This window comes from Microvirga roseola (assembly GCF_020866965.1).
Lineage (GTDB): Bacteria > Pseudomonadota > Alphaproteobacteria > Rhizobiales > Beijerinckiaceae > Microvirga > Microvirga roseola.
On record NZ_JAJATX010000093.1, the window covers coordinates 1 to 10,108 of the forward strand.

A 10,108-nucleotide genomic window follows, 5' to 3' on the forward strand; every position below is an offset into this window, starting at 1 on the left:
TTCCTCCCCCATCCTCATCCCTCCGTCCTCATCCTGAGGAGCCGCTGCAAGCGGTGTCTCGAAGGAGGCTTCAGCGGTCTCTGGAGACGCCCTCGTCCCCGGATCAAGTCCGGGGCAGGCTCTTCGAGACGGTCACTCCGTGACCTCCTCAGGATGAGGGCTGTGAGGGGCACGACGGAACAGGCCGGGCCTGTTGCGGCCATCCATGTCTTCTCCCGCGAGGGGGTGAAGGCGGGGACCCCCGGCACAAGGCCGGGGGACGGGGCGGGGCGTCAGGCCTCTCCGGCCGCAGACTCCGTCCAGTACCGTACGGATCCGCAGCCTCGCCCGGATCCCTCCCCCCCGGCGCGATTACCCCCAGGATCGGGGGCGCGACAGGAGTAGAGATCCCATGCACAGACATTCCCTTGCCATGCTGGCCGCCGTCGTCCTGGCGGGCGGCTCGACGGCCGCGCTCGCCCAGACGGGCTATGGCGGTTATCAGGGCGCGCAGGGCTACCGGGGGCAGCCCTCGCAGACGGCGCCCATGGACTGGAGCCGGATGGGCGCCGGCCAGAGCCGTTTCAACGACCGCGTCGCGCTGCGCCGCCAGCTGCGGCAGGTGGGCTTCCAGAACATCCGCATTCTCGACCGGGCCTATCTCGTGCAGGCCCGCGCCCCGGNTGGAGCCGGATGGGCGCCGGCCAGAGCCGTTTCAACGACCGCGTCGCGCTGCGCCGCCAGCTGCGGCAGGTGGGCTTCCAGAACATCCGCATTCTCGACCGGGCCTATCTCGTGCAGGCCCGCGCCCCGGACGGCCAGCCGGTCGTGATGATCCTCAGCCCCTCCGGGCAGGGCGGCATGACCACCAGCTCCGTCGGGACGAACCGGCCCCCAGGGATGCAGAGCGGGATGCAGGACGGGATGCAGGAGGGGATGCGGGGCCAGATGCAGGAACGGCAGCGCCGGGGCCAGCAGTTCGGCGCGAACCGCAACGCGACGCCCGGCCTCGAGGCGCTCCTGGATCGGCGCGAGCTGAGCTCTCCGATGGTCAATCCGGGGCTCGTGGAGCCGGGACAGGCGCGCGAGTACCTGCGGATGCGCGGCTTCTCCAACGTCTCCAACCTGCGCCGGGACGGCGTGTTCTACACCGCGACGGCGGACTGGAACGGCGAGCAGGTGAACATCAGGCTCGATGCCCGCAACGGCCTCATCGTCGAGCCGAACCGCTACCTCCAGAGCGAGCTCCGGCGGCTCGGCCCGCAGGGGCAGCAGGGTCAGCCCTAGCGCGCCTGTCCGCTCGCGGCATCCCCGGGCCTGGCCCCCGGGGGCCACGTTCCGGCCGCGCCGGATCCGTCCTATTGCGACTTGCGCGGATCGTCCGCCGGGTTGACGTAGGCGATCCCCCAGGGGCCGCGCGTGCTCAGCTGCACGGTCGTCTCCCGGTTGGTCTGCACGAAGTGCTGGGTGCCCGGCGGCATGGCGATGACGCCGCCCGTGGTGATGGCTTTCGTCTTCGCCGGGTCGAACTGGGCTCCCATACCAATGTTGAACTCGCCGTCGATCACGGTGACGATCTCATCCGTCGTATGGGTGTGCGGCGGGATCCTGTAGTTCGCCGGGAATTTCAGCCGCATGACGAACATGCCCTCCTTGGAGGGATCCCCGTAGAGGACCGACATCTGCGCCCCCTTGGGCAGGGACGGAGGGCCGTCCTTCCAGGTGACGTCGCCGGCATTCGCCATGGCATGCCGGTGCTGCTCCTGGGCCGTCGCCGGCGCGGCGACGAGGAGCAGGGCTGAAACGCAAGCTGTGACTGGAAGCGTGAAGGGCTGCATCGCGACCTCCCGAAAAAGGGTGTTGTGGCGGACGCATACAAGGCGGCCAGGAAAAAGGCCCCTGCCGCTGGGAAGAGGCTCTGCCTCTCCGGGGCGGTTGTCAAGGAAATGCGGGGTTTGGCGGCAAGGGCGGCAACGGCGCGGTCCCTCACACGCGGCCTGCCCCGAAGGGCCCGGATGCCTTACGGCTGCCTGTCGCGGATCGTCAGCCGACCCACCACGAGCTCGTCGATCTCCAGGCGGCCGATCCGCGCCCGCCCGACCGCCAGCCGCCCCACGGCGAGGGCGCCGATTGCGAAGGCCCCGAGCGCCATGGCGCCGAGGGCCAGGGCGCCCACGGAGGAGGCTCCCATCCGGGCCGTCCCGACGGCGGCGCTTCTCATGTCGACGGAGCCGTTGGCCGGCGCATGGCGAGCGATCTCGTGACGGCCTGTGCGTTCCCATCATTCTGGCTCTCCTCGAGGCTGCGGGCTGGCCCAGGCAGGAAACCGCCCGGCCATCCGCGATGCGAAAAGGCTTGTTTTGGAGATAATGCACCCGGCAGCCGATGTTCCACGCGCACGCGGCGCTTGTGACTTTTGCCGGTCGTAGGACATGGGGGCAGCTTACCGGCCTCACGGCATTTGCGGCGCGGCACAGGGTTGCGTTATTTCACATTATGGCTTTCCGTGATTTCCTCCTGATGTTCTTCGTCTGCTTCGTGTGGGCGGCGCATACGGTCCTCAGCAAGATCGTCGTATCGGGCATGGAGATCCCGCCGCTGTTCTACGCGGCGATCCGCTTCGGCATCGTGGGCCTCGTCACCCTGCCATGGCTGCTTCCGGCCCCGAGGCCGACCTGGCGCATGCTGCTCGTCGGGTTCCTCATGGGCGGCGGCGGCTTTGCCCTGTTCTTCCTCGGCATCAAGTCGGCGAGCCCGTCGAGCGCGGCGGTCGTGAGCCAGCTCGGCCTTCCCATCACGACGCTGCTTTCCGTCGCCATGCTCGGCGAGCGGATTCACTGGAGGCGGGGCCTCGGCATCGCCCTGACCTTCACCGGCGGCATGCTCGTCATGTGGGACCCGGGCAGCGGGTTTCCCCTCTCGGGCGGGCTCGTCCTGATCCTGCTCTCGACGGCTGCCGGCTCGCTCGCCGCCGTGATGATGAAGCAGATCAAGGGCGTGCGGCCCCTGCAGTTCCAAGCCTGGATCGGGCTCGCCTCCGTGGTGCCCCTCATTCTCCTGACGGCCAGCCTCGAGACGGGGCAGGCCGCCCAGGCGATGAAGGCGGGATGGGCCTTCGTGGCGGCCCTGCTATTCTCCGCTCTCATCGTGTCCCTGGTCGCGCACACGATCTATTACGGCCTGATCGGCAAGTACCCCGCCAACCTGATCGCGCCCCTGACCATCATGACCCCGCTGCTGACGGTGGCGATGGGCATCGTCGTGACGGGCGACCGCTTCGACACCCGGATGGCGCTCGGCACGGGACTGGCCCTGTGCGGCGTGCTCATCATTGCGCTGAGGCGCAATCACGTTATGCCGCTCGCCACCGTGCTGTGGGGCGGCCTCGGTGAGCGGATAGCCTACGCCCTGACCCCGCTTCCGCAAAAAGACGTGGATGGCCGGGATGATCCCCGGATCAAGTCCGGGGACGGCCACGACGGGGGGCGGTGTCAGGATGAAAAACGGGCAGGGCGCTCAGCGCCGTGGCGTTGAACGGGCCTCGCGCGGGCTGCCGCTGACGCGCTTTGCGCTCAGGCGCTGGAGCGGGGCGAAGCGCGTTTCGGTCGCTTTGCCGAGGACGCATTCAGGGCGACGGCTTCGCGGATGAGGGTTTTGAACGCCTCCTCGTCAATCGTGCCGCCTTCATGGATGTCGATGGCGCGGCGCGCGTTGCCATCGAGGCTGGCGTTGAAGAGGCGGGACGGGTGGTTCAGCGAAGCGCCCTTGGGAAAGGTCAGCTTCACGGCGGCCTTGTAGGTCCCGCCCGTGCAGATGATCCCGCCCTTCTCCCACACCGGAACCCCACGCCACTTCACCGCCTCGACCACATCGGGCAAAGCCTGCCGGATGAGCGCCCGGACCTTCGCCAGCGTCTCGCCGCGCCAGTCGTTGAGGTGCTGGATTTGCGCATCGATCTGTTGGGAGAGGGAGGGGGATTCTTGGTGTTGGGAGGTGGTGCTCGGGTGCATGGTTGATGTCGCATTGGTCATGGCGGTTTCACTCGCAAATCACTTGGTGATCCTAGGTCTGCTGTGGATCCATTGCGTCCCTTCGCAGGGTCATGATGAGATTCAGTCTGTAGGACCAAAAGGACATGCCGTTGGTAGGTATTTGCAGGTAAGTGCGAACTGGGGGTTAGAGCCGGGATACTGAGGAGGTGATGAGGCGTAGATAGAGCATTGCAACCTACAATTGACAAGCTTATATTGAATAACTTCACTTCAGTAAGCTGTAGGTAAACTCATGCCTAAAGCACCGGACTGGAAATCTGACTTTCGGGGTTTTTGGCTGGCGCGATCTGTGATTCACTGCCTGGAGCGGGAGGTGGATCATGGGTCACTGCTATTCTCTCGATCTTCGGGTGCGAGTTGCCGACTTTGTCGAGGCAGGCCATTCCTGCCGGGCGGCCGCCCAGCACTTTGCCGTCAGCGAGAGCTTCGCCATCAAGCTGGTGCGGCGAGCGCGGGACACCGGCTCGCCGGCACCGGCCCGCCAGGGCCGCCCACCGGGAGGCGGCAAGCTGGTGGCTTACGAGGCTTTCCTGATCCAGACCGATGCCTGAGCGGCTCGTGACGCTTATTGCAGACAAACCCTGGATCAAGGCCGTGAGCAGGCACTCCGAAGCCCGCCAAGCCTTCCTTGAGGCGGCCATTGATTTCTGCCGGTCCGAGAAAGCCAAAGTGCCAAGGACCTCCCGCACGACCAATTCAAAGCGGACGATCAGAAGCAGCGATCGAGATATGCACGTACGCTAATGGCTGTGCCAAGCTCCTCGGGATCGCCATTGATGGCTTTCAGCAAGATCCGGTTCGAACCAAGTGTTTGCTCGATTTCCGCAATTGCAGCATGAGCGGGCATTCTGAGACTTCCGCTCTACGTCTCGGTTTGACCCGATGCAGACCTCCAGTGATCGCTTGCTACTTGCCTTGCCTGACATCCCTCACGACATCGAGGAATGCCCTCAGTGCGGGCGGGACGGCTCGATGCCCTGGGTAATAAACTGCCACTCCCTCCGGCTCGTGCATCCAGGCGGACAGAACCCTGTTCAATCGCCCCTCCGCGATGGCGGTTTCGGCAGCCCAATTCGCTACATACGCTACACCCAAGCCCTGCACGGCAGCTTCCACCATCAGTTCCTCGTCATCAAGAACCACAGATCCTGTCGCATTGATCGTCAATTCCTGCCCAGCCCGCTCGAACTCCCATCGGTACAGCTTGCCGCTAGGCATCCGATGACAGATGCAGCGATGACGCTGTAAATCCTCAGGGGTTTTCGGCTCTCCGGCGCGATCGAGATAGGATGGTGATGCGACGCAGACGAACTGTATCGTGCTGGCGAGCGGTACTGCGATCATGTCTTTCGGGATCGATCCCGCAAGACGCACGCCGGCATCAAAGCCGCCTGACACAATATCGATCAGTCGCCCCTCGACCACGATGTCCACTGTCACATTGGGGAACTGTTCCGCCATGCGCGGGAGGATGTCGCGGACGAGGACGGTCGCGGCCACACGTGGAGCGTTGATCCGGACTGTGCCGGCCACATTGCCTCGGAAGGTGATGACCGCGTCCAACGCCTCATCCAGCGAGGTGAGTGCCGCTTGCAGACGACTGAGCAGCTCAAACCCGGCTTCCGTCGGCGAGACGCTGCGGGTCGTGCGGTTGAGGAGGCGCACTCCGAGCCGATCCTCAAGGCTCCGCATCGCATGGCTCAGTGTCGACGGCGCCGTGCCGAGCTCATCCGCGGCCCGGCGGAAGCTGCGATGGGTGGCAACCGCCACGAAGGCGGTGAGATCGTTGAGAGAGGGACGCATGATTGATGGTGATTTTGCACCAACCTTTGCCGATTTCAACGTCTAATCATACAAATGAAGGGGCGCTATCTCCTGTTTCAGGGAAGACAGAGAGGTACTGCAATGACCAAAGCATGGCTCATTACCGGCGTATCGTCCGGACTTGGAAGGCTTCTGGCCGAAAAGGCCCTGGCACGCGGGGACCGGGTTGTCGGGACCAGTCGTAGTGCCGATGCGCTCAACGACATCCGCAAGCGCTATCCGGAGCAGCTTCGCATCGCCGCACTCGATCTCAAAGATCTGGGTTCGCTCAGGTCGACAGTCGACCATGCGTTCAGCGATCTGGGACGCATTGATGTTATCGTCAGCAATGCGGGCTATGGCATCCTGGGCGCCGCAGAGGAGACAACGGATGCGCAATTGCGCGATATCGTTGACACCAATCTGCTCGGATCTATCGCTCTTATCCGGGCCGCCCTGCCGCATCTGCGCCGCCAAGGGAGTGGCCGAATCCTTCAGGTTTCGAGCGAGGGAGGGCAGATCACCTATCCGGGCTTCAGCCTGTATCACGCGACCAAGTGGGGGATCGAAGGGTTCGTGGAAGCCGTAGCCCAGGAGGTCGAGAGCTTTGGCATTGCCCTCACGCTAATCGAGCCTGGGCCCGCCCGCACCGATTTTGGCGGCAACCTCGTGCAGCCTGAGCCACTTGCCGCATATATGGGAACGCCCGCTCATCAAATACGTGAAGCTGCACGCAATGGCAGCTGGGTAATCAAGGGAGATCCTGACCGGATGACGGATACAATGATCCGGCTTGCCGATCAGACCGATCCGCTTCCGAAACGGCTTGTACTTGGTGCCGATGCCTATGCTCGCGTTCGCGCGGCACTCACTCGTCGACTTGAAGAACTCGACAATCAGAGGGCCGCTGCACTTGCAGCCGACTTCACGGATGAAGAACTGGCGCGGCTTTGAAGTGCTGGGCAGGAGAACGATCCTTGATGGGAATCGACGCTCCGAGTTTGGCGGCTCCTGTCACTCAGTCAGGCCCATCGATAGAACTGAATGTCGGTTGCGGATCATGATCGCGAACCAAACCGAGACTCCACATCATCGACGAAGCTTAAGCTTCGCCCTATCTGAAGGAGAAGAAGAATGTCTAACCGCGACGCTGTCTTCCCTGCCGGCCGGCAGGCACTTTACGAGATCAACCGCTATTCCGCTGCCATCCGATCAGGCGATCTGCTCTTTGTCTCCGGGCAGGTTGGGAGCCGCGAGGACGGCTCCCCCGAGCCTGACTTCGAAAAGCAGGTGCAGCTTGCTTTTGCCAATCTCTGTGAGGTCCTAAGGGCGGCTGGTTGCACGTTCGATGACATCGTTGATGTCACGACATTCCATACCGATCCTGCCTCACAGTTCGATGTGATCATGTCTGTCAAAAACGAAGTTTTTCCTCAGAAGCCTTATCCCAACTGGACTGCTGTCGGGGCGAATTGGCTGGCAGGCTTCGATTTCGAGATCAAGGCAATAGCACGGATCCCCGCGGCCGCCTGAACCGCCACCAGATTTGACCACGCGTTTGACCCAGATAGGTACTTCTGGGGGCCGGTTGCCGTGTTTTATCGAACTCCCAGCACCAAATTGAGGGAATCCATGACTGTTCGTAGTTTCTCTATCGCCGACGCATCATTCGAGCGCTCGCCGGGCCAGGATGGGGAGGTATTCGCGGGCAATCTAATCGACCAGCGCCACGGTGGACCAATTACTATCGGCTACGGCCGCTACGGACCTCACCAGAGCATCGACGAGACTATTGCCGTGCACGACGTCATGGTGATGCTGGAGGGGAGCCTGTCGGTCACCTCGAGTGCCGGCACGGTCACCGCCGGTCCGGGCGAGATCGTCTATATGCCTAAGGGCGAGGCGGTCACGATCCGGTCGCATGAGCAGGGGGCGATCACCGCCTACGTCACATACCCGCACTGGCAGGAGTGCTCGCGTAAGCCATCTCGCCACCACCACTAGCACGCTGAATGAACGTCGGCTTTCGAGTAGCCGTCACAAACCATTATAGGTCCGTTCATGGCACGAAGCTGAAGTATGACCAAGGTCTGCTCTCATGCGCATATCAGACCTCAATTAAGCGCAGGACGATTTTGGGACCTGAAGCAGCCCCCAGTCGGGTCCTGCTCGCGGCGGCCATCGCGCAGGCAGGATTCACGAGCAGCGGCCAGGGCTGTTTCTCCCAGGTTCTGAAACACACGGTTGGATTGCTCCTGCGCCTAAATCAGCAGGCCAGGAAAAATCTTCCACGGCCGCATGGCGGGAAGCGCAGATCAGGCAGCAGAAAGTCTCAGTCGCCGGGCGTCACTGGCCGTTATGATCGCGATGATCAAGGGCGGCTGCGGCTCTCAAGATAATCAACAACCCGTTTTATCCCGACCGGCTGGTGCATGAGTTCAAGCGGGCGAGCGTCAAGAATAACATTGTAGCTCTTTAGCCATGACGCGGCGGCACCTGCATTGCCTCCAGCAAGGCCTGTCAGCAACGAGTGGAGCCGGATAAGAAGCAGGGCGTTTGTCGAGACCGTTTCGTTCGACGCCAGGGTATCAAGAACGCTGTTGTCGTCCGCTGCCCCGATAATCGCGCAAAGTTCCTGAGAGATCAAGCCAGGCCGTTATGCGGGTCAGCGCCTTTGCGATGACAATCACGTCTTCAATCACCAGCTGGTCCCGACCGTTTCCGCTCATCATCCTTTACCCTGCGCTTGCACATTCTTGCTCGAGAGTCCGTTGATCCCGCGACGTTGCATATGATGCCCCGACACGAGCCGGTTCAACATCAACCTATAAAAGACCTAATGCGCAGATCCCGGGCCCTGCGATCCACGTCGAGGTCTGCAAGGCATATGTTCCGCCTAGCCCTGGACACATTGCTTGCTCCTTCACGGCCGAAGTGTTCGCCTTGCTTCCTGGTCGATATATCGGAGACAACGGTGAAACACCGTCTCCATCAATGGAAACAGGCGCTCTTTGTGCAGGATATTGTAGGGCCTGTCCTGCCGTCGGTACCGCGGCACTGGACCGAGAGCGTCATCATTGAAGTCGATGGCGTTGGTATCGACGTCTGACCAATCCAGAGGCGTCGCGGCAAACAGCTTTTTGATGTTATGCCCATATTCTTGGCGAAGCTCTGAGGGCGCCATTCCGTCTTTGACAAGAACGCTCTTGAGTGAGAGTTCGATGCAATGGAGCGCAAGGGTTGCGACGGGAGCTGACCATCCCATCCGGGCACCTTCATCGATCGCTCGCACGAGCAGGAAAGCTGCGCGGCCGTAGCTCTCGGCGTAGGTGAGAAATCCAAAGGGCGTTGTCTCGATTTCGGTCATGACAGCCTTCATGTGCGATGGGAGTTCGAGTCCTGATCGATATGCCCAGACTTCGGACGCTTGGCAGGGTGCTCCACCAAAGAGTGCGCACCTGCTCCTCGGAGGGCCTGGCACCTTACCAGCGGTCTCCGCGATCCCCATACATGTGAATGAGCATAATGAGCCAGACGTACGTCATCATGGCCGCGGGTCCGAGCGCAAAATAAAACAGGTCAAAATCGGTGAAAGACCCGGTTCGGCGGTCTCACCAGCCGCTGAGAGCCAGCACAAGGGACGCCGCCGCAACGAGGATGATGACCTCCCTCAAATCCACTCCTCCTGTCTCTGTGGCGAAATGCAAAGATCTCGTTGGAGTGGTGTCTGCCCTGCCACAGAGTTGGCACCTTTTATTGGAGCGGTCACTTTTGAGCAGAAGCATTCCTGTCAGTCTCCAGCAAGTGATCCCAGTTGCCGGACTTCATGTCTGGAAGGGGAACAGGAAGGCCCAAGGTGGCCCGTGCGGCCGCCCATGTCCGATATTCGGCCACGCGTGTTCGGGCATCGATTTTATGGGTGAGGCTCAGGAGCTCCTGAAGCTGGTTGAAAACTGGAGAGAGGTCCACTTCAGGTGCCTCGGATGCACTGGCAGCTTGGTCGAGAGCGCGCTCCAGCCATTCCAGGCCCACCCATTCGATGATGAAGGAAACCACTGCGAGAAGCCCCCTGCAAGGAGGCGCTTCTCGCAGTGGTGTTGCGGTACGGTCGATTGCCGGTCAGCACCTGTCCTTGCGCTTTTCCCCAGCGCTCGAGCGCCAGAAGCCACTGGTCCCGCTCCCGGGACGGGCCCGTGGCGGCGATCGCAACCTCGAAGGAGGGACGCTGCCTGGCCTGCCCCATGAGGGTGATCCGGGTGTGATGTTAATTCAGG

General features: G+C 62.4%; 14 protein-coding genes. 6 read left to right on the top strand and 8 right to left on the bottom strand.

Annotated elements, in window-relative coordinates; all coding sequences use genetic code 11:
* Positions 1 to 672: 672 nt before the first annotated feature.
* The gene (locus LG661_RS23325) at positions 673 to 1,266 is read left to right on the top strand and encodes a hypothetical protein (RefSeq protein ID WP_230534387.1); all 594 of its coding nucleotides are present in this window, start codon (positions 673 to 675) and stop codon (positions 1,264 to 1,266) included.
* A gap of 71 nt (positions 1,267 to 1,337) precedes the next feature.
* Here LG661_RS23325 and LG661_RS23330 read toward each other — a convergent pair whose 3' ends face one another.
* Both LG661_RS23330 and LG661_RS23335 read right to left on the bottom strand, forming a co-directional pair.
* Complete coding sequence (locus LG661_RS23330) at positions 1,338 to 1,817, bottom strand: cupin domain-containing protein (protein ID WP_230534388.1); 480 nt, start codon at positions 1,815 to 1,817, stop codon at positions 1,338 to 1,340.
* 182 nt (positions 1,818 to 1,999) lie between these two features.
* Positions 2,000 to 2,200: a hypothetical protein gene (locus LG661_RS23335; protein ID WP_230534389.1), complete on the bottom strand. Its 201-nt coding sequence runs from the start codon at positions 2,198 to 2,200 to the stop codon at positions 2,000 to 2,002.
* Positions 2,201 to 2,499: 299 nt separating this feature from the next.
* On the opposite strand from LG661_RS23335, the gene LG661_RS23340 reads away from it, so the two are divergent.
* A complete protein-coding gene (locus LG661_RS23340; protein WP_322098912.1) occupies positions 2,500 to 3,513 on the top strand; it encodes a DMT family transporter in 1,014 nt (337 codons plus the stop codon).
* Positions 3,514 to 3,551: 38 nt separating this feature from the next.
* On the opposite strand, the gene LG661_RS23345 is transcribed toward LG661_RS23340, so the two are convergent.
* Complete coding sequence (locus LG661_RS23345) at positions 3,552 to 4,010, bottom strand: DUF1801 domain-containing protein (RefSeq protein WP_230534390.1); 459 nt, start codon at positions 4,008 to 4,010, stop codon at positions 3,552 to 3,554.
* Between the two features lie 341 nt (positions 4,011 to 4,351).
* Between LG661_RS23345 and LG661_RS23350 the strand changes: the two genes are divergently transcribed.
* Positions 4,352 to 4,582: an IS630 transposase-related protein gene (locus LG661_RS23350; RefSeq protein ID WP_230534391.1), complete on the top strand. Its 231-nt coding sequence runs from the start codon at positions 4,352 to 4,354 to the stop codon at positions 4,580 to 4,582.
* 158 nt (positions 4,583 to 4,740) lie between these two features.
* Here LG661_RS23350 and LG661_RS23355 read toward each other — a convergent pair whose 3' ends face one another.
* The gene (locus LG661_RS23355) at positions 4,741 to 4,878 is read right to left on the bottom strand and encodes a hypothetical protein (protein WP_230534392.1); all 138 of its coding nucleotides are present in this window, start codon (positions 4,876 to 4,878) and stop codon (positions 4,741 to 4,743) included.
* A gap of 59 nt (positions 4,879 to 4,937) precedes the next feature.
* Entirely contained in the window at positions 4,938 to 5,837 is a 900-nt protein-coding gene (locus LG661_RS23360; protein ID WP_230534398.1) for a LysR family transcriptional regulator, read from the bottom strand.
* A gap of 99 nt (positions 5,838 to 5,936) precedes the next feature.
* On the opposite strand from LG661_RS23360, the gene LG661_RS23365 reads away from it, so the two are divergent.
* The 3 genes from LG661_RS23365 (at position 5,937) to LG661_RS23375 (ending at position 7,838) form a co-directional block, all read left to right on the top strand.
* Positions 5,937 to 6,788: an SDR family oxidoreductase gene (locus LG661_RS23365; RefSeq protein WP_230534393.1), complete on the top strand. Its 852-nt coding sequence runs from the start codon at positions 5,937 to 5,939 to the stop codon at positions 6,786 to 6,788.
* A 180-nt stretch (positions 6,789 to 6,968) separates the two neighbouring features.
* The gene (locus LG661_RS23370; protein ID WP_230534394.1) at positions 6,969 to 7,367 is read left to right on the top strand and encodes a RidA family protein; all 399 of its coding nucleotides are present in this window, start codon (positions 6,969 to 6,971) and stop codon (positions 7,365 to 7,367) included.
* A 99-nt stretch (positions 7,368 to 7,466) separates the two neighbouring features.
* The gene (locus LG661_RS23375; RefSeq protein ID WP_230534395.1) at positions 7,467 to 7,838 is read left to right on the top strand and encodes an ethanolamine utilization protein; all 372 of its coding nucleotides are present in this window, start codon (positions 7,467 to 7,469) and stop codon (positions 7,836 to 7,838) included.
* 367 nt (positions 7,839 to 8,205) lie between these two features.
* Here LG661_RS23375 and LG661_RS25585 read toward each other — a convergent pair whose 3' ends face one another.
* From LG661_RS25585 to LG661_RS23385, 3 genes are all read right to left on the bottom strand, one after another.
* Positions 8,206 to 8,481, bottom strand: coding sequence for an antitoxin Xre/MbcA/ParS toxin-binding domain-containing protein (locus LG661_RS25585; protein WP_407666823.1), 276 nt, complete (start codon positions 8,479 to 8,481; stop codon positions 8,206 to 8,208).
* Positions 8,482 to 8,757: 276 nt separating this feature from the next.
* On the bottom strand, positions 8,758 to 9,201 hold the full coding sequence (locus LG661_RS23380) for a hypothetical protein (RefSeq protein WP_230534396.1): 444 nt from the start codon (positions 9,199 to 9,201) through the stop codon (positions 8,758 to 8,760).
* Between the two features lie 398 nt (positions 9,202 to 9,599).
* On the bottom strand, positions 9,600 to 9,890 hold the full coding sequence (locus tag LG661_RS23385) for a hypothetical protein (protein ID WP_230534397.1): 291 nt from the start codon (positions 9,888 to 9,890) through the stop codon (positions 9,600 to 9,602).
* Between the last annotated feature and the right edge of the window lie 218 nt (positions 9,891 to 10,108).

Excerpts from the sequence above, each read along its gene's own strand:
- LG661_RS23365 (WP_230534393.1), top strand. The coding sequence starts at position 5,937 with ATGACCAAAGCATGGCTCATTACCGGCGTATCGTCCGGACTTGGAAGG.
- LG661_RS23380 (WP_230534396.1), bottom strand. The coding sequence starts at position 9,201 with ATGACCGAAATCGAGACAACGCCCTTTGGATTTCTCACCTACGCCGAG.
- LG661_RS23355 (WP_230534392.1), bottom strand. The coding sequence starts at position 4,878 with ATGCCCGCTCATGCTGCAATTGCGGAAATCGAGCAAACACTTGGTTCG.
- LG661_RS23325 (WP_230534387.1), top strand. The coding sequence starts at position 673 with ATGGGCGCCGGCCAGAGCCGTTTCAACGACCGCGTCGCGCTGCGCCGC.
- LG661_RS23335 (WP_230534389.1), bottom strand. The coding sequence starts at position 2,200 with ATGAGAAGCGCCGCCGTCGGGACGGCCCGGATGGGAGCCTCCTCCGTG.
- LG661_RS23345 (WP_230534390.1), bottom strand. The coding sequence starts at position 4,010 with ATGACCAATGCGACATCAACCATGCACCCGAGCACCACCTCCCAACAC.
- LG661_RS23350 (WP_230534391.1), top strand. The coding sequence starts at position 4,352 with ATGGGTCACTGCTATTCTCTCGATCTTCGGGTGCGAGTTGCCGACTTT.
- LG661_RS23330 (WP_230534388.1), bottom strand. The coding sequence starts at position 1,817 with ATGCAGCCCTTCACGCTTCCAGTCACAGCTTGCGTTTCAGCCCTGCTC.
- LG661_RS23370 (WP_230534394.1), top strand. The coding sequence starts at position 6,969 with ATGTCTAACCGCGACGCTGTCTTCCCTGCCGGCCGGCAGGCACTTTAC.
- LG661_RS23375 (WP_230534395.1), top strand. The coding sequence starts at position 7,467 with ATGACTGTTCGTAGTTTCTCTATCGCCGACGCATCATTCGAGCGCTCG.
- LG661_RS23340 (WP_322098912.1), top strand. The coding sequence starts at position 2,500 with ATGTTCTTCGTCTGCTTCGTGTGGGCGGCGCATACGGTCCTCAGCAAG.